This is a genomic window from Bradyrhizobium sp. NDS-1, from assembly GCF_032918005.1.
GTDB lineage: Bacteria > Pseudomonadota > Alphaproteobacteria > Rhizobiales > Xanthobacteraceae > Bradyrhizobium > Bradyrhizobium tunisiense.
The window spans coordinates 2,501,736-2,519,853 of sequence record NZ_CP136628.1 but is presented as its reverse complement, the minus strand read 5'-3'; the positions used below and the strand labels follow the sequence as shown (position 1 = coordinate 2,519,853).

Below are 18,118 nucleotides of genomic sequence, written 5' to 3'. Positions count from 1 at the left end.
GCCTTGATGCGATCTGTTGGCGCGATCGTGCTCGGAGCCTGTATTGACCAGATTGGCCGTCGGCAAGGCCGATCATTACGCTTTCGATCATGGCGGTATCGGGACGAGCTGGCCATGATGTTGACCGGGAATGGCTGAGCATTATCAGCTAACCTCGATATCGTCTTGTGGTCGAACCGCGATGATAATGCCCGCACGTTGCAGTCACGTGAAATGCGGCGGATTGCGCGCGAGGGATAGATCCCCCGCGCGAGCTCCACGCGGTGAATTCAGCGGGCGCTCTCTGCCACTCCACACAAACTGAACGGGCGCGTCTTCAGGTTCCATGTATTCTCCAGTGAATTGGTGTGTCGCAGGTCGCCAAACGTTAGCGTAACGAGACGTCTGGTAGATTGATCCGATACCTGCCTCTCGGCGCTCAGATACGCAAGTTGAATGCTCACCCTTCTTATCGTATTTGGCGAGGAACGGCCGACAAGATCGATGCAGCCTCGTGCAACCGAGCGACGGGCCCATGCATGACCACGATCCGGCCATCGCCGGCTCCGCTCGATCAGCCGCGACTTCACGCACCGCTAGCTTGCGCAGATGAGGTACCGCGCGCGAGCTGTGCGAGCTCCGTTTCGAGCATAGGGTTGCGCTTGAACATGGCGTCGATCAATGCTTGCGCCGGCTGCTCGGCCGCCTCCACCCACGTCGCCTTCTCCGCTCGTGGGGAGGGCGCGAAAACACGTTTGACGACGGTCGGCGACCCCCTCAGACCGCATTTGGCCATGTCATCCACGCCGGCATTTTGGGCGCTCCATTTTACGATTGTGGCACGTGCGGCACGCAACGCATCTATCATTGCACCGCGGCGAATTTGATTGGTTGCCTCCAACATGCTGACGAGACACGGCAGCTTGGAACGCAGCACCTGGACGCCGCCTTCGCAGCGCCGTTCCGCCTCGATCGTGCGTACTTTGAAGTTCAGCGCTTTGATTGTGGAAACATAAGTAAGCTGCTGGACCCCGAGCCTCTTTGCAATGCCAGGTCCCACCTGCGCCGTATCGCCGTCGATCGTCTGCTTGCCAGTGAATATGACATCCGGCGGGCCATATTCCCTCCCGATATTGCGAATCGCGCACGCCAGCGCGTAACTCGTCGCCAGCGTATCGGAGCCCGCGAAGCTACGATCGGTGAGCAGGACAGCTCGATCGGCACCAAATGTCAGTGCCTTTCGGAGAGAGTCTTCGGCCGATGGCGGCCCCATTGTGAGGACGGTAATTTCGCCGCCGAACCTGTCTCGTAGCTCGAGCGCAGCTTCCAGCGCGAAGAGATCATATGGGTTGATGATGGTCGGCACGCCCTGGCGCATGATCGTATTCGTAACGGGGTGCACGCGGATTTGAGCGGAGTCGGGGACCTGTTTGATGCAGACGATGCTGTGCATGTATTTCTCCTAAGATGCTGAGCCGGCTCCCGACGAGCAGCAAATGTCATACCACCCCAGGCATTTCGCCGATGAGGAAGGCATGCAAAGACCGACGGCGAGTCCGTTGGCGCAATTGCGACGGCTTGAGCATGGGCGTGATCTTAAGCTGATCCGAGTTACGGGAGCAACGGAGCCGCGGCAATCACGCGCCGGTTTTCAGCGCGAATACGTGCAGACAGACGATGACAAGACCAGCCGGCGCGAAGACGCCCTATACTTCACCGGCGAGCGTATCCCAAGCAAGGCATAAGGCTAGCATCCGCAGTATGCATAAGAGCCGGCAATCGCCTCTCGCCACGCTCTCCTATCCCAGTCGGCCGAGCGCGAGAGAGGAGCGAGCCCGACGCTTTGCTCAGAAGCGCTTGATCTCGATCCCGTGTCTTCGCAAGGCATAGCCAATCTGGCGCGGGGTTAGTCCAAGCAGGCGCGCCGCCTTCGCCTGTACCCACCCGGATCTTTCCATGGCTGCGATGACGCGCTCGCGATCGGCGAGTTTCCCAGCACCCACTGCGGGTTGCCCGGATGGCCCTAGCGGTGTCAGCTCGCTACTGACCGGCTGAACGGCTGTTATAGCCTCTGGCGGCGGCATGCTCAGCCTCGCGGGCAATGAGAAATTCGGGCTCGGCTGTCGCGCCATTTCCTCCGATCCACACCTCCATAGCTTGGCCGACAGGCATTGCCCGTGGCAGCATGCAAAATCATGTCTTACGATCGACGATCCTTGCGCGAGGGTCGCGGTCCGCTGCACGCAGTTCTCGAGCTCGCGGACATTACCGGGAAATTCGCAGCTCATGAGGACCTCAATCGCACTTGAATCGAACACCAGAGCACGGCCGTTTTCATTGTTGAAGTTCTTCAAGAAGCGAGCGGCGAGAAGCGGAATATCACTGCGTCTTTCGCGCAGCGGGGGCAGTAGCAGAGGAACCACGCTGATGCGGTAATAGAGATCCGCACGAAACTCCTTCCTTGCCACGGCCTCTTCAAGATTCCTGTTCGTGGCTGCAATCACGCGGACGTCGACTTTGACCGTCTGATTGCCGCCCACTCGCTCGAATTCCTGCTCCTGAAGAACGCGCAGGAGCTTCGCCTGGAACGACGCCGAGATCTCACCGATCTCATCTAGAAACAACGTTCCCTTGTCGGCGAGCTCGAAGCGACCCTTGCGCATATTGAAGGCGCCCGTAAACGCTCCCTTCTCGTGACCGAACAATTCGGATTCTAGCACTGTCTCAGTCAGGGCTGCGCAATTCAGCTTGATAAAGGAACGTTTGCCGCGCGCTGAATGCTCGTGAATAGCCTTCGCGACCAGCTCTTTTCCGGTACCCGATTCGCCACGCAGCAGAACAGTGCTGTTGGATTTTGCGATCACCTCGACGTTATCAAGTAACGCGCGGAGCGCCGGGCTGTCGCCAAGAATTCCGTCGACTTGAACCTTCTTACGCTCCCGCCCATGAGGCTTGGGTTCGGACAGCTGCTTCTGCAGCCGGAACTCCTCGTCCATAAGGCGCCCGCGATCGCGCTCAAAAGTGTAATGCAGCTTCGCCGTCCGGCCCAGGAGGCTAGCGACCATGGTCAGCAGGTGGAGGTCGTCATCGAGCTGCGCGCGCATCCCGTTGTCCGCGATGCGGTCAATGCTCAGCGTACCCGCAACTTTCTCGTCAATGTCTATGGGAACGCCGATGAACGCAACACGCGTATTACCGGCGGCATCTAGCATCTCGACGTCCGAAGAACTGAAGGCCGAATGCAGCGCTACGTTTTCGACGATGAGCGGCTGCCCCGACGCTACGATTTGATCAATTGCTCCTTGCGGCAAGCGCACCCCGCAGCGGGAATCGCGGCCTTCGTTCCGACCGTCGCCTACGATGATCTGGGGCACGCAATCATGACCGAAGAGACACACGATGCCGCGGCGCATCTGCACGAGCGATTGCAGACGCTCGATGACGCTCTCCAGCTTGGCTTCGAGCCGGGATAGGCCGGTCAGCGTGTGCGCTATTTCAAAGATCGTGCTTAGCGATTTCTCTTGCGACGGCACAATCAAACCGGAACGGTCCGCGTCGGAGGTTAAGTTTAGTTTTTCGCGCAGGGAAATGCTGTCCAGCATAACGACTTCTCCGTTTCTTTCTTGATCCTCCCATGACCTTGATCGGACCTGTTGGACCCGTGTTGCATGCCCCCTCGATCTGACATCCGGTTCTCAGGGCGGGGCGAGAGATGACGCCTCTTCATGGCACGTCGGCAGCATCTACAGTGACTAGATTTGATGCGTTTTCTTCCAACTCCCCGCGCGGATTCGCCCCGGCCAAAATGAGTTCTATCCATGAGGCTCAGATTAACCGGGCTTCGCCAGGGCGAATTCATCACAAGTGTTGTCCGCCATCGATCGGGACTTCGGCGCCAGTGACATAACTTGCCGCATCTGAACATAGGAAGAAAATGACCTTGGCGACCTCTTCGGGTGTACCCACTCGGCGAAGTGGGATCTTTGGCACAAGATGTGCTTCCGTGGCAGGCGACAAAATGTCCGTCTTGATTTCTCCGGGCGCGACCCCATTTGCGCGAATGCCATGTGAGGCGTAATCGTGCGCCATTTCGCGTGAGACAAGCGAGCGCAGCTTTCGAAGTCGCATATGCCGTGCCTGCAAATGGATGCACCCGCGAGCCGGCGATCGAAGTCACATTGACAATCGCGCCTGAAGCCGCTTTCAGCTCATCGAACAGACCTTGAGCGAGCAGAATCGGCGCCACTAGATTGAGGTGGAACACGCTCATCCAAGTATCGACTGAGGTCACCAGCGACGTCAGCCGGGCACCATTCGGCGTTTTTGGTGAGTTTCCGGCATTGTTTACCAGTCCATGCAACGGTGCGCCGGCAAGGCACTCCTTGATCTCGGCAATCACGCGCGGCAGCGTCCGATGGTCGCTCAGGTCGACTTTGATATAGCTGTCGCCCTCTGAGTCCCATGGGCAGCGTGCCGCGTCGAATGGTTGGCGCGCGCAAGAAATGACGAGCCAACCGGCTTCCGAAAACAATTTTCCGGTGGCGCGACCGATACCGCGCGATGCCCCGTCAATACCAGCGTCTTCGGGTCACGCAGCGGGTGGCCCGCTCGACCGGCGCGAGCGTGAACTGGGCTGCCAGGGTCCGTTTCCGGCGATTGAGCTGCGACCGCTTTGTCATCTGGTAGACCTAGATTCACACGCCGCTCCCGTCCGCTTCCCTCGGATGTGCACCTGCTGCAGGATCCGGGCCAAAGCGATGCAGGGCACAAGCGGCGAACCGTTGCGACCCAAATGGCAGGTTCCGAACATCTGGCCTGTTTGCTTTTCGACGGCAGCAACGCCGCAGCAATGCTTGTCGTCGAGCTCCCCGGGCGAGCCGCCCAATGCGCGCGCTACGTCTTCGAGCCGAGACCCTGGTGATTCCAGGCGAGCTGACTGCGTCGCACTCCACGGGTGGTCTGTGGCTCATTTGGGGTTGGCGGAGATAGATCAACTGTCCTTGGCGGAGATCAGGACCAATGGCCAGTTCGTCCGAGATTTTTCATCCCTTGTATCGCGAGCGCAGATCCGAATCAGTTTCGCTGTCGATGGCCTGCGATCGTGCTGTTCATCAGCTACAGCCGAAAGGACTCGAAAACCGCAGGTTGAACACGGCCGCCGTCAAGAAAACGCACTGACCGCAAAAGGATAGTCCACAGGGGCGACCCATCTAGCGGACGTACCTCCTTGGTGCTGGGACATTCTGACGTGACCGTCTGCTACGTTAGATTTCCCAGGCGGCCCAGACCGGCGTTGCCGTGCTTACCAAGGTCTGGCAGCGATGGCGGTTTGGGCCCGGTGATGACGAGCCATAACCTTCCGCGCGACACCTGACGGCCCGAAGGCCGCCGGCGCTTGCCGGCATTGGCCTACGCTGCGCCGGCATTCGCCTGACAAGCCGCACCGCATCCGTAATAGTGCGCCGGTCAGCAATCGCTTGCGGACGGAAGCCGTCATACACCGTTTCTGCGACAGGTTACGAAACTCGATGGTGTCGACGCCAGCAGTATCAGGCAGATGATCTAGCCCACCATTGCCCGGGCTCGAGCAGACTCGCGGCACTTCATGAAGCCGCGAAATGCTCGTATGGGTTATCGATCATGGTCAGATGCTCCGGATTGCTCAGATCGAATTCAATAATGCGTGGCACGAGCAGTCGGGCGTAGCGCGTGAAGGCGCTGGTTGGGGGAAAGCGGATCACGGTAGCGCATCGGGCAAGAAGATACATGTCGACGAGCGCGGAAGCTCCACCTTCAATTCCCATTTCCGCACTATGCAACGGCCCTGCCCGATCGGCCTGGAAACGTTTTGGTATGGCGAAGACATCGGGAAACATAACCGATACGTGTTCGAGCACCTGTGCACTGTCCGTGCACAGGAAGACCTTTACAGGCTTTGGATATGGCAAAGCCTTGGCTTTGTGGATTGCCGTGCAGACCTGACGAAGGGCGAGCTCCGAATCGGCCCAGTACGGCGCATGCTCCATGATATCTTCGCCATTGCCGTGCCGAACATGAACGCCGATGATGCTATGGCCGCTAAAGTGTTCCTCATAGAGCGCGTCGATCCGTGCTCGAATCTCAGGCCTGAGTTTGATGTTCCGAAAGATCAGTCGTTCGGCTTCCTCGCTGCAACGCCACATCAGGCAAGCGTCACAGACAATGGTGTTGGCTTCGTTATCTTCTCTTGACTGGAACAGCTCGGTCAGTTCGTCCCGTTCTCGGAAGATCTGCTCATCCGGGCGATTGATGCAGTCGATCGATGGTCTATTCCACCACCGCGGGAAGAACGGTCCGGGAAACGAGAGCTGGTTGACCCGGTCATCGCAAATCACCGGCACTCCAGCGATGTCCTCAACCGGCTCGAAGAACACTGGAAAGGCGTTGCTGAACGGTTGCTCGACGTAACAGGAACCGCGCCAATCAATGACGAGCGTCCGCCCGGTCCGCTGCGCGTATGACCATGCTGAGGCCAGCGACCAGAGGCAATCACCAAAGCCGGTACGCCTCCGAGAAATAACAAAGCGCTCTGTCAAATTATCAAACCCTTCTCGTTGCGCATGATAAGTTTTGCGTGGCGTACCTACTCTTCTGCGATTCCGGTCCCCGCTAATGGACCGCTGGTCACCTGGACGCAAGGCGATCAACCCGCAAGCCTATCCTCCACGGCACCGCGATTGGCAGGTCATGCAAGAGGGCTTCCACGGAGCCCTCTTCCGCATTGCTCACCTTTTACGACCGCGCAGGATGCAGCCGAATACGGCGCTGATCCCAGAGCCCGCGCAGTTCGTGCACGAGAGCTTCGCGCCTAGTCCTGTCAGAGGTGACCCTTGCGAGAAGATCGGCAAGAACAGCTTCCTTCTCAATTTGCATCAGCATGTCGAACAGGCCATGCGAGACGCGCACGCTGTCATGGCTGGAGTGACCCATGCGGATCTCGCAGACCGTCTCCTGACGTTCTCGGCCCGCATGAGCGCGAACCCGGTAAAGAGATACATGGGGCGGCAGTGAAACAGCGAGTGCAGTCCAGCTTTCGAGCGTTGTTGCCCGCTTCTTGACGAGGAAGGACCCGACCACAAGACCATCCAGCTCGGTGGACAAAAACGCGGTAATCGCATCGGCAACGGAATCTACGATCGGTTCGGCATTGTTGTTGAATGACGTGTTAAGCAGAATCGGAACGCCAGTCCGGCTCTTGAACGCATTGATGAGTTCCCAATAGGCGGCATTGTTCGTGCGGGAAACCGTTTGCAGCCGAGCCGTACCATCGATATGCGTGATCGCCCCCAGCAAAGCACGCTTGGATTCGCGCACGCGAACGACGAAATTCATGAAGGGATATTCTGCGCGACCATCCGGCAACTCAAAGAACGCGCCTGCATCCTCCTCCAGAACCGATGGCGCAAATGGTCGATAACTCTCGCGCTTCTTGACCATCGCATTAATCCGCTCCTTGTTTGCGGCGGGCCTCGGGTCCGCAAGAATACTGCGGTTGCCGAGCGCACGAGGGCCGAACTCGGACCGGCCCTGTACCCACCCGATCACGGCGCCATCAGCGATCCACTCGGCTGCTCTGGCTGCGACGTCAGCCGTCCGTTCCATCTCCAGGTGTCCGGCCCATCGCTTCAGTTCCTGTTCGATGCTGTCGTCGCTGCCGACATCTGGCCCCCAATAAACCGCCTGGAGTCGCTCGCGGGGCGCAGGCTGCCCGGCCTCGTTCGATACCATCAGTGCCGCGCCCAATGCGCATCCGGCATCATGCGCAGCCGGCTGCACGAAGATGTCTTCGAAAAGGCCTGAATACAGGAGCTTTCCGTTGAGAGTGCAGTTGTGGGCTACCCCGCCAGCCAGGCACAACCGTTTCATTCCGGTCGACTCACGGTAATGCCGAAGAATGTGAAACACGATCCGCTCCAGCGCCTCCTGCAACGATGCGCTCACATCTTGATGCTGTTGCGTGAACGGCATTCCCTTTCGCCGGACCTCGATATTGCGCAGCAATGCCGGGCCGATCCGGTCGAGGTGAACGCGGTAGCCACCGTTTGCGGAGAGCTCGTAGAATTGGGCAAAGAGCTCGCGATAGCGTGCGGGATCTCCGTAAGGAGCCAGTCCCATCACCTTATACTCGTCGAACAAGCCGTAACCGAGATATCGGATCGTCTCCAGATAGAACAGTCCGAGAGAGTTATTCTCTGGAAACGTCATAAGCTCGGTCATTTCGGTACCCGACCCGACCGCCAAGAGACCCGAGAGGAAGTCGCCACAGCCGTCGATCGCGAGGACCAGGCTTTCTTCAAAACCCGACATCGCCAGAGCGCTCACGGCATGGGCCTGATGGTGGCCTACGAATGACACCCGCGCGGGATCAATTTCGGTGCCGAACTCCGCCGCCAGAAGGTGCCGTAATAGCAGATTGGCATCTAGCGGAATTGAGATCTCAGGTTGTGAGATGAACAGCCGTTCGAGCATCGCGTTGCAATAGGGTTCGGTGGCGTAGAACGCAATACGATCGACGTCGCGAAGCTCCACACCCCCAGCTGCAAGACAGTATTCGATCGCACGGCTCGGGAGCTTATTCGAGTGCTTGATCCGGTTGAGGCGCTCCTCTTCGACGGCAGCGATCACGCGCCCGTCCTTGACAAGTACTGCGGCGCCGTCGTGCAGAAACGTGTTCGGTAGTTCAAGCGGGTTTTCATAGACCCTGTCGAGCCCGCCACTCAGTCCTAGACACAGCATGTTGTTCTCCATTCATCCTGAGAGGCCTGTTGGCCTATATCCTATCGCGTGCTTGGCGAATAAGCCGCACGTCGCCGCGGGGCGACCAGGCCTCGCCTGGCGTACCGAGGCTCACATAAGCGTCGCACGCGAATCGGAAGTCCGTTACCCCGATATCTGATCTCGCGCATGCGATGCTTCCCTTAGGTCTTGTTCCACTCACCGCATCAGGCGTTGCCGAAGCAGCGCGGCCGCGATGAGGAAGGGAAGCGCTGCGTAGATGAAGAGTGCGCCCACATGTAAGCCGACGCTCTCGATCGGCCGACCGAGCATTGCCGGACGAATAAGATCGACCGAATGAGTCAGCGGCAACAAGGCCGCTATGCGTTGAAATGAACCTGGCAACTGGCTCATTGGGAAGATCGTCCCGCTCAAATACATCATGGGCGTGAGAATGAGTGACTGGTAGAAGATGAAATAGTCGTGGCTCGGTGCAAGGGCTGAAACGACCATTGCGAGGCTCGCGAACGTAACGCCAGTGAGGGCGATGGCTGGTAGCGCGTAGGGAATGGATGACCACTCCGCATAACCCAGCCCGGCGGCAACAATCGTGATCGCCGTCCCGGCAAGCAAGGCCTTGCTCGCTGCCCATGCCACTTCACCGAGAACAATGTCGCCGAGCGTAAGGGGCGTACAGAGTACTGCGTCCCACGTGCAGTTTGTCTGCATGCGCGCGTAAGCCGCGTAGATCGTTTCGAAGGTTGCGGAGACCATCGCGCTTGCGGCGACCATGCCAGCCGCCAGAAACGAGATGTATGAGGTCCCCTCAACGCCACCTATGATCATTCCAAGGCCAAAACCGAGACCGAACAGAGAGCTCATCGGCTCGGCCAGATTTCCAAGAATCGACGCCAGAGCGACTTTCCGCCAGACCAGAAAATTGCGGCGCCATACCGATATCCAGTTCCATGGATTGGCAGGCAGGGCCGGCGCAAAACGTTGCCACATCGTTCAGTCCTTCATCTCTCGCCCGGTTAGCCGTAAGAAGACATCTTCCAGATTTGGAGGACGCTGCAGAAGGCGGAGATCCGTTCGGTCGGCAAGCCGGACGCGCACCTGTTCTGGATCCGTGACATAACAGAACAGCGTCTCCCCGCTCACCTCAGCGCGCTGCACTTGGGGTCTGACCAGCGGCAGCAGTTCATGCGGATTACCACCGTAAATCTCGATGACTTGGCAGCCGATCTGCTGCTCGATCAGCGCGTGAGGCCGGCCTTCGGCGATCTTACGGCCGTGCTCAAGCACGCACAGGCGATCGCACAACCGTTCCGCCTCTTCCATGAAATGGGTGGTGAGAAGAATCGTTTTGCCGCGCGCTAATAGCGCGCGCAAGCGTTCCCAGATCAGGTGACGGCCGTGCGGATCAAGGCCGGTCGTCGGTTCATCAAGCACCAAGAGCTGCGGGTCATTAATGAGGGCACGAGCCAGCGTCAGGCGCCGCTTCATGCCACCGGACAGTTGGCCCACCCGGGCATCCGCCTTGTTCTCCAGGCGGGCGAATTCGAGCAATGACGGCGTGACCGCTTTGACCTCGGCCGCGCTCATGGCGAAGTAGCGACCGAAAACGAGCAAATTCTCGCGCACCGTGAGCTGAAGATCAAGGTTGTCAAATTGTGGGACAACCCCGATGCCCCGGCGCGCCAAGCGCGCATGTGTCGGCACCGGCTCGCCAAGCACGCGTATCTTACCTGCGTCGGGCGATGCAACACCCAGGATCAAACGCGCAAGCGTGCTTTTACCCGCGCCGTTTGGTCCCAGCAGACCGAAACACTCTCCCGGCGAGACCGTAAACGAAAGAGCGTCCACGACGACCCTGTCGTTGTAGGACTTGCTCACCTCGAAAAGGTCGACTGCCGCGGTTGACATTCGCTTACGCCATCGCGACGGACGTTGTTCGTGCCGCTTCCTGGGTCGCGCGCCTTTTTGTCCAAAGCAGGCCGTCACACCATACGTGATCGACGCGTCCCCACTCGCACGCGGCGGCAGCATCCGGGAAGAAGCCGCGTCCATGCAGATTGGCGCTGGTATTGCAAAGCAGCGGAATGGCTGTGAGCTTCTCGTACTCGATGAGAAGCTCGGTCACTTTATGTGGAGAGGTTCTGGAAACCGTCTGTAGGCGGGCAGATCCATCGAGATGCACGACGGCCGGAATTTTGTCGCGCCATTCCGGTCGCGTCTGGTGATCGAACAGCATGTACGGATCGGGTACTCCGGGGCTAAAAATCTCCGCCGCGCGATCCTCCAGGCATATCGGCGCTACCGGCCTGAAATGCTCGCGAAGTTTGATGTCGTTGAGATGATCTTTCATTCCTTCCCAGGTCGCAGCTGCGAGAATGCTTCTGCCGCCCAAAGCTCGTGGTCCGAGCTCGGCGCGCCCAGTAAGGAAGACGACGGGCTTGTTGCCCGCGAGAATTGCCGCAAGTTCGCCCATAGTGCAGGGCGCGCTCTCCCATTCGGGCGGGACTTCGCTGGGACGAACGGCCGGTCCACTGTAGACCGACCATTCCAGAGCTTTAAAGCCTTGCTGTGCCGCCAGTGCAGAGCAAGCAGCACCGATGGCTGAGCCGCTGTCGTTCGGAAAAGGCGGCACCCACACGACATCGAACAGGCCGGTCCCACGAAATGAACTATTCCACTTAATATTCAAGCCACAGCCGCCGGCTATGCAGAGGTTACGCGCCCCCGCAAGATCCGAATGCCGCTGCACAACATCGGAAATTGTGCGAACCAGCAGACGCTCTAGAAAGACGTGAAATGACGCAAGGACGTCTTCGGCTTGCTTGGCCTTCAATCGCAGTGCGCACGCATCGAAGAAGTCGTGCAGAGCTTCAAGTGGCGATCGTGAGCTGTTGGTTTCTGCAAGCCCACGGCAAGCGCCGTCAGCATGCGTGGCAAAGTGCGCCTCATAGAGTTCCTGAAACGTCTCGATGATATCCTCGTCGGGCGACCCCAGCGCGATATAGGCCATCAGCTTGCCGGCTATACCGAGATCCCAGCTGGTCCGGTCTACCCGCCTGTAAGGTCCAAAGTGATGTCCTGCCGTCGCATAGGCGTGACCTATCATCGGAAACAGGCATTCGATGAAACGGATGCCGTGAGGCTCGACATAGTAGAGGCGTGGAAACATGCAGCCGTCCCACACCAAGCAGAAAGCAGATTGTGCAGATTTGGCAAACGAGCTGGCGCAGTATGCGGATGCTACGTGCCCGGTGACATGGGGATAGCTTTGATAAGGATACAGCTTCCCGTCAAGCAAGAGGCCGATGCGATCGCGGGACGTCAGGGGGCTATCGCCTTGCGGTTCGACATACGGCGCGCCCTTGAGCTTGACGGTCGTCGGCCCACTAAGGACTTCAAACTGCGATTCGAACTCTCCATCCCAGCCATCAATGACGAACTGATCAACATCGCTCGGATCCAGCCCGTGCTCCGCCAAGGCGCTGACAACGGCATCCAGGTTGTCAATGGTTTGATAGCGCGGATTGTTGTTCAGCTTCTCCTGTTCGACACAAAACACCAGCCGGCCGTCCTCGATCAGAGCGACTGCCCCGTCATGCGTCAACTTGATACCGCAGATACGCATAGTGGCTCCTTTCAAGCTCGGCCGTTGGGACCGATCGAAGATCGCTCCGGATTGCTAAAGCGGACCAACAAGCAGTCTTCGTCAGCCGACTGCCCCTGGCACTGCACGCGTTCGACCTCAATGAGCGCTTCAGTCAAAATCGCGATGACTGTCTCGGCGCCAGCGACATGCCCCCATCGCCTACAGGTGGCATCACGTGCAGATCCGAAGACCAGATGCCCACCTGGAGCAAGCATCTTCACCATCTTGTCGATTGCGGTACGCATCCGTGTCACGTCTTCGAGATAGTAGAGAACTTCGGCGACCACGATCAGATCGAACAGCTCTTCGGTCGAGAACTGCAGAATATCGGTCGCCGCCCAGCTGATATGCGACCACCTCTTGGTCCGCTGGACCGCTCGACCGATCGCTCGCGGCATAACATCGATGACCGTGAGCCGTTTGCAGTGAGGAGCAAGCTTCTCTGTGAATGCACCGGCCGCGCATCCGATCTCGAGGCCGTTTGAGACGGCGCCGTTCGACAGCGATAGCCGCAGCAATTGGGTGTGACGCTCACGTTCGAACGGATTGTCGTCAAGCCGCCACGGGTCATCGTTAGCCAGCTCCCGTTCCAACGACTGATATGTGTTGTCAACGCTCACGAGTTAATCCCCCTACAAAACTGCTCAGTCAGTCTCGGCCGCAATGCCATCCGGCGCGATCAGCTGCGAGGAAGCGCGCGAAAGGCTTGCCCTGCGAATTGAGCCAGGCGTTTCCGATGCCGGGTTAAGGCTGGGTCCAGTTCTCGCGTCTTCGATCGAGGCCTTCGATTCATCAACGTCTGATTTCGCTACTTTGCGCGAGAGCCAGTCGCTGTTGCTCAAGGTACAGAGCGCGTAGGCCTTCATTGGGAGCAGGAGGAAGATGTTGATCGGGGTGTGCAGCGCGAATCCGAGAAATCGAAGCTCGCCGGCGCGAAGGGCCGCCACGCTGCATCGAACCATGGTCATCGCTACGATGGTCAGACCGGTCCACCAGGGCACGCTGTCCGTGAGCGCGAGCTGAGCGATCGCGGCAATCGACGAGATGGCGAGCAGCAGCGGCCCGAGGTTCTGTCCGAGCACATCGAGCGTGAGGTACCGATCGAGGCCGGGCAGCAGGTGCAAACCGAGCAGCGTGTCGCGGTAAGTGCTCCGCGCCCAGCGGAGCTGTTGCCGCAGATACGGCAAGAGCTTGTCCGGGACTACCGTGGCGGCGATGGCGTCCGGAACGTACTCGGTTCGAAATCCTGCCTTGAGCATGAGGATCGTCAGATGGCGGTCCTCACCGAAGTCGCTCGGCTTTCCCCGGAAAAACTGCGTCTCGTACTGGTCGAGCAGCAACATGAGCGCGGAACGGCGGTACATGGCACACGGCCCACAGCAGCACATGACCGCACCAAAGCGCGTCTGCGCAGCGCGCTCCTCGTTGCAAGCCAACCAGTACTCCATGTCGATCAATCCGGTCAGCCAGCTGTCGTTGCGGTTGCTGGCCGTCAATTGACCCATGGCCGCGCCGACGGCTGGATCCTGCATCTTGCGTACGAGCTTGCTGACCACATCGCTGGCGATTTCCGTATCGGAATCGACATTGAGCACGAGATCGCCGAATGACCGGCGTATCGCGGCGATCTGCGCCTTGCGCTTTCCAACGTTGCTTGGCAGCAGAATGACGCTGACCCTCGGGTCATGGGCGTAGCTTGCGTGCACGGGTGCCACTGCACCGACATTTGCAGAGCCGTCATCGACCACATAGACCTGCAAACGCCCTGAATAGTCCTGGCCTGCAATAGACTTCAGGCAGGCCGCCAGCGTGCGCGGGTCCTCGTTGAAGCAGGGCACGATGACATCCACGCTGGGCAGAACACCGCTGTCGATCGGGTCGTATGGCGGCAGTGAGGCGTCGGTTCGCAGCGCATAAAGCGCCTGCGCGCTCTTATGGACGCTGGAGAGCAACGCGTAGGAGGCAACAGCAACGGTGCTGATGGTGGCAAGCAGGGTCATGGGAATTGATCTATTCAGTGAGGTTGAGGAAGCGACCGGATTGCAAATCCACGGTCATGCAGTGCTGGAATGAGCTGGGCGAGCGCCATTACGGTCTGGTCGCGCCGACCAGCATGAGGGCAGCGTCCCAACTCGTCGGGAGGGCATCCGTCGTGCAGGAGCACGATTGCTCCCGGCTGGACCGAGGCCAGCACTGCGGCAACAATCGCCTCGCCGCCGGGACGAGACCAGTCTTGCGGATCGACTGACCAGTGCAGGGCTGCCAGATCGGCCTTCGCCGACGCGGCGAGGGCCTCCTTAGTCCATATCCCGTACGGCGCTCGCATGTGCCGCACAGAGGCTCGGGGGCAGGCCATTCCGATGACCTTGTTCGTCGTGAGGATCTCGTATTCCACCTCATCCGGCATGCATTTGGACAATTCTGGGTGCGTCATTGTGTGGTTTGCGATTTCATGTCCTTCAGCAATGATGCGCTGGATCAGCTCCGGCTGGCCCGCTGCATATGCACCGATCACGCAGAAGGTGGCTGGGGCCCGATGCTGCGCCAGCACGTCCAGGATAGCCGGCGTGCAATGCGGGTTTGGACCATCATCAAAGGTCAGATACACGCACTGCTCTCCGCCGGCCTCGGCGTAGTCGCTCCGCGCTTCAGTCACGTCGTTCGCTGACGTCACAGTTCTGGCCCGTTCCGTTCAATGATCTCACCGGCCGGCCATTCGCTCATTGGCCTGGCAATCGGCAGAACGAGGCCGACCACGTCCTCCACGCGCGTCGGAGGCACAGTGAGATAGATATCCGGACGAGCGGACCGAACGCGGAGCCCCGGTAGAACAGTCGCCAAGCCCTGTCGCCCGAGCAGTCTGGTAATATGTTTCTGCAGGGCAGATCGGACCGTGCCAAAGCCGAATGGCACGCCAAGATCTCGCAATACGGGATACATCACGCGGATGGAGTGGCTGATTCCGAGCCCCTCGAGATCCGGGCGTACCCCGTACAATCCGAGCTCAGCCACGAGCAGATCGACCTCGCCAACTTTTATGAAGCGGCGCAGTGCGCCGATGTGAATCGCGACGCCACGATCATCGTAGCCAATTGCCCGAATCTCAGGCCTTGCGCCGGCCCAGCTTCGATGACCTTCAAAGGGCTTTGCATTGAATTCCCCGGTCGGACCATAGGTCTTGCGGAAGAAGTCGGACAATTCAATATGGTCAGCAATTTGAAGCTCATTCTCCCAGCACAGCCTCCAACGAACTGGAGGGCGCGCCGAAACACCTCGTGTGGATCCGGGCGCGATCATGTTCATAGAGAGTAATTCCTATTCATTATCTGGCTCCTGACGCAGGTCAGCAGTTCGCTGCGTTCGAAAGGCTTGCTCAAAAACTGGAGTCCAGCTTGCAGGACTCGCCTCACATCGTCTTCGGAGTGGTCTGTGAGCAGAACGGTGGGAATCGCGCTTCCGGATGCGACCAGATGATGGAAAAGCTCAAGGCCACTCATCACGCTCGACTGCATGTCCGCGATCAAGCACGACGTGATCGAACGGCGGCCCGATTTCAAGAACTCGTCTGCGCTCTCGAACGGTTCGGGCACGTAACCCGCGGAAAACACAACATCCGTGAGAGCTTCACGCGCTGATCGATCTGCAGTCACAATCGAGACCACATCGAGCGTGTGCGCAACTCGCATCAGATTCGCCAAGGACGCCTTCGCTTGCATGTTCCGCACGATTTCACCCCAGCAAGGACGCAATCCAATCGACTGCGACCACAACACATTCGGCACCCGCAACCGGGAGGGTCCGACTGGACGGAAATCTACGGCCAAGTTGAGCGTTCGCCCAATTCTACGGCGGTACACGGCGGATATAGAATGGGTTGGCAACGCCAAACGATGGTTTGCTCGTCGTATACGCCAACGCAAGTTTGCGGATCCGCACCGCCCGAACTCGGCGAGATATGGCTTGCGCAACATGCGCGAACCTGCGACCGCACGGTCCAGACGTCTTGATCGATCCCTTGCGCTGGGCTGAGACGCGCAACGATTTGTAACCATTCTGATTGATCGGACTTCTCGCTAAACCATCGTTTGCTATCCTCATTCGGTACAAATGGTAAAATCGATTGTATCGATAGAACACATTCACACCGTGGATCACTCAGGATCATGCGTTTCAAAGGCCTCGATCTGAATCTCCTCGTCGCGTTCGACGCCCTGGTGACGCAAGGCAACCTCACCGCGGCGGCAAGAAGCATCAACCTCAGTCAACCTGCCATGAGTGCCGCCGTCGCGCGGCTTCGCACCTCCTTTCGAGATGAGCTATTCACGATGAGGGGCCGAAAACTGGTTCCAACGCCGCGGGCTGAAGCGCTCGCAGCCCCGATTCGCGAGGCTCTCGCTCACATTCAGCTCTCCATCATTTCTCCGGACGACTTCAATCCGTCTCGATCGACTCGGCGATTCAAGATCATCCTGTCCGACTTCATGACTGTCGTGTTTTTTCGACGAATCGTGGACCGCGTCGCGCAGGAAGCTCCAACAATCAATTTCGAGTTGCTGCCACCCGCAGAGGACCCGGATGAACTTCTCCGGCGCGGCGAAGTCGATTTTCTGATGTATCCGGAGATGTTCATGTCGAGTGCGCATCCCAAGGCGGCACTGTTCGAGGACAACTTCGTTTGTGTGGGCTGCCCCATGAACAAGCAGCTAGCACCGCGACTTACGTTCGAGACGTACATGTCAATCGGGCACGTGGAAGCTCGGTTTGGGCGTTTCTTAAGGCCCTCGTTCCACGAATGGCTCTTGCTCGAGCATGGTTTCAAGATACGCACCGAGGTCGCTGTGCAGGGTTTTGGTATGATTCCGCCTATGTTATTGGGCACCAACCGTATCGCGAGCATGCCCTCAAGGCTCGTTAGCCATTTCGCAAACACGATGCCCCTGCGGGTCGTCGAACCTCCGCTGCGACTTCTCACATTCACCGAGGCTGTCCAATGGCCCGCCATTCATAATACTGATCCTGCAAGCATTTGGATGCGCAACATATTCTTGCAAGAAGCATCCATGATGGTCTCTCCGTCCGAGACCAGCCAATGTCACAGCTCGTTGTAGGATTGTTCGCGCCGGTTGCGACCTAATCACCGTTAATCAGATTACGCCAGGCTCGAAGCTCCGGTCCTCTGACTGACGTTGGGCATGGTCGAAATTGCCGTTCTTGAGCGCAGTTTGATCGAGTCGCAGGCGCTATTGATCTCGCGCTGGCGTGACGATCTTGTGCGTCAATGATTTTCCGCTGATGCGGACCGGCTGCATCGCACCGGTCCACGTGAGCCGAGCTCAGAGCTCGCGAGATGATCCGGCGAGTCAGGTGAACAATATCCCGCCTCAGCAACAATTCCCTTGAATCGCACGCCGCGTCAGGTTGTAGACCAGCACCTGCGATCGAGCCTGCAAGGTGGACGCTGGTAGCCCACCCGCAGCGCTCTTCGCCTGACGGTGGGCATTCTCCTTACCGTCAACTGCCCCGGCGATCGATGTAATGCCGAAGCACCCCAGTAGCTAGAGGTCTATGTGGCGGGTGACCTACACGGGGCGATGCCCGCTCGTTTGCGTCGAACCAACTTGTTCTGCCGAACGCCAACGCCGTCCACGGTCGCGCCCGCAAGGCCGAACGCGAGATGACGCAAACTCGGGAGAGCGGAACCTGCAAGCGAAAGGTCTTGCG

General features: G+C 58.8%; 13 protein-coding genes and 1 pseudogene. 1 reads left to right on the top strand and 13 read right to left on the bottom strand.

Annotated features, from left to right (window positions below; genetic code table 11):
• Positions 1-565: 565 nt before the first annotated feature.
• The 13 genes and pseudogenes from RX330_RS11755 to RX330_RS11695 all read right to left on the bottom strand — a co-directional run bounded on the left by RX330_RS11755 (position 566) and on the right by RX330_RS11695 (position 16,095).
• Entirely contained in the window at positions 566-1,432 is an 867-nt protein-coding gene (locus RX330_RS11755; RefSeq protein WP_317243118.1) for an electron transfer flavoprotein subunit beta/FixA family protein, read from the bottom strand.
• Positions 1,433-1,826: 394 nt separating this feature from the next.
• Entirely contained in the window at positions 1,827-3,581 is a 1,755-nt protein-coding gene (nifA, locus tag RX330_RS11750) for a nif-specific transcriptional activator NifA (RefSeq protein WP_317243117.1), read from the bottom strand.
• 256 nt (positions 3,582-3,837) lie between these two features.
• Positions 3,838-4,677, bottom strand: a pseudogene (locus tag RX330_RS11745) (SDR family NAD(P)-dependent oxidoreductase).
• A 905-nt stretch (positions 4,678-5,582) separates the two neighbouring features.
• Positions 5,583-6,554, bottom strand: a complete 972-nt coding sequence (locus RX330_RS11740; protein WP_317243116.1) for a nodulation protein NodZ — start codon at positions 6,552-6,554, stop codon at positions 5,583-5,585.
• A 196-nt stretch (positions 6,555-6,750) separates the two neighbouring features.
• Complete coding sequence (locus tag RX330_RS11735; protein WP_317243898.1) at positions 6,751-8,754, bottom strand: carbamoyltransferase; 2,004 nt, start codon at positions 8,752-8,754, stop codon at positions 6,751-6,753.
• A 198-nt stretch (positions 8,755-8,952) separates the two neighbouring features.
• Positions 8,953-9,741, bottom strand: a complete 789-nt coding sequence (locus RX330_RS11730) for an ABC transporter permease (protein WP_148774890.1) — start codon at positions 9,739-9,741, stop codon at positions 8,953-8,955.
• Between the two features lie 3 nt (positions 9,742-9,744).
• Positions 9,745-10,659 (bottom strand): nodulation factor ABC transporter ATP-binding protein NodI, encoded by a 915-nt coding sequence (gene nodI, locus RX330_RS11725; RefSeq protein WP_317243115.1) that lies wholly within the window; start codon positions 10,657-10,659, stop codon positions 9,745-9,747.
• Between the two features lie 4 nt (positions 10,660-10,663).
• Positions 10,664-12,376: a nodulation protein NodU gene (nodU, locus tag RX330_RS11720; RefSeq protein ID WP_317243114.1), complete on the bottom strand. Its 1,713-nt coding sequence runs from the start codon at positions 12,374-12,376 to the stop codon at positions 10,664-10,666.
• A gap of 11 nt (positions 12,377-12,387) precedes the next feature.
• Complete coding sequence (gene nodS, locus RX330_RS11715) at positions 12,388-13,017, bottom strand: nodulation methyltransferase NodS (RefSeq protein WP_085399769.1); 630 nt, start codon at positions 13,015-13,017, stop codon at positions 12,388-12,390.
• A 24-nt stretch (positions 13,018-13,041) separates the two neighbouring features.
• Positions 13,042-14,397, bottom strand: a complete 1,356-nt coding sequence (nodC, locus tag RX330_RS11710) for a chitooligosaccharide synthase NodC (protein ID WP_317243113.1) — start codon at positions 14,395-14,397, stop codon at positions 13,042-13,044.
• Positions 14,398-14,411: 14 nt separating this feature from the next.
• On the bottom strand, positions 14,412-15,071 hold the full coding sequence (gene nodB / locus RX330_RS11705) for a chitooligosaccharide deacetylase NodB (protein WP_317243112.1): 660 nt from the start codon (positions 15,069-15,071) through the stop codon (positions 14,412-14,414).
• On the bottom strand, positions 15,068-15,700 hold the full coding sequence (locus tag RX330_RS11700) for a NodA family N-acyltransferase (RefSeq protein WP_317243111.1): 633 nt from the start codon (positions 15,698-15,700) through the stop codon (positions 15,068-15,070). The genes nodB and RX330_RS11700 overlap by 4 nt, the downstream gene beginning before the upstream one ends.
• Positions 15,697-16,095: a response regulator transcription factor gene (locus tag RX330_RS11695; RefSeq protein WP_317243110.1), complete on the bottom strand. Its 399-nt coding sequence runs from the start codon at positions 16,093-16,095 to the stop codon at positions 15,697-15,699. The genes RX330_RS11700 and RX330_RS11695 overlap by 4 nt, the downstream gene beginning before the upstream one ends.
• A 465-nt stretch (positions 16,096-16,560) precedes the next feature.
• Here RX330_RS11695 and RX330_RS11690 point away from each other — a divergent pair, with 465 nt between their 5' ends.
• The gene (locus RX330_RS11690; protein ID WP_317243109.1) at positions 16,561-17,505 is read left to right on the top strand and encodes a LysR family transcriptional regulator; all 945 of its coding nucleotides are present in this window, start codon (positions 16,561-16,563) and stop codon (positions 17,503-17,505) included.
• Positions 17,506-18,118 lie beyond the last annotated feature (613 nt).

Excerpts from the sequence above, each read along its gene's own strand:
- nodU (WP_317243114.1), bottom strand. The coding sequence starts at position 12,376 with ATGCGTATCTGCGGTATCAAGTTGACGCATGACGGGGCAGTCGCTCTG.
- RX330_RS11755 (WP_317243118.1), bottom strand. The coding sequence starts at position 1,432 with ATGCACAGCATCGTCTGCATCAAACAGGTCCCCGACTCCGCTCAAATC.
- RX330_RS11690 (WP_317243109.1), top strand. The coding sequence starts at position 16,561 with ATGCGTTTCAAAGGCCTCGATCTGAATCTCCTCGTCGCGTTCGACGCC.
- RX330_RS11735 (WP_317243898.1), bottom strand. The coding sequence starts at position 8,754 with ATGCTGTGTCTAGGACTGAGTGGCGGGCTCGACAGGGTCTATGAAAAC.
- nodC (WP_317243113.1), bottom strand. The coding sequence starts at position 14,397 with ATGACCCTGCTTGCCACCATCAGCACCGTTGCTGTTGCCTCCTACGCG.
- nifA (WP_317243117.1), bottom strand. The coding sequence starts at position 3,581 with ATGCTGGACAGCATTTCCCTGCGCGAAAAACTAAACTTAACCTCCGAC.
- nodI (WP_317243115.1), bottom strand. The coding sequence starts at position 10,659 with ATGTCAACCGCGGCAGTCGACCTTTTCGAGGTGAGCAAGTCCTACAAC.
- RX330_RS11730 (WP_148774890.1), bottom strand. The coding sequence starts at position 9,741 with ATGTGGCAACGTTTTGCGCCGGCCCTGCCTGCCAATCCATGGAACTGG.
- RX330_RS11700 (WP_317243111.1), bottom strand. The coding sequence starts at position 15,700 with ATGAACATGATCGCGCCCGGATCCACACGAGGTGTTTCGGCGCGCCCT.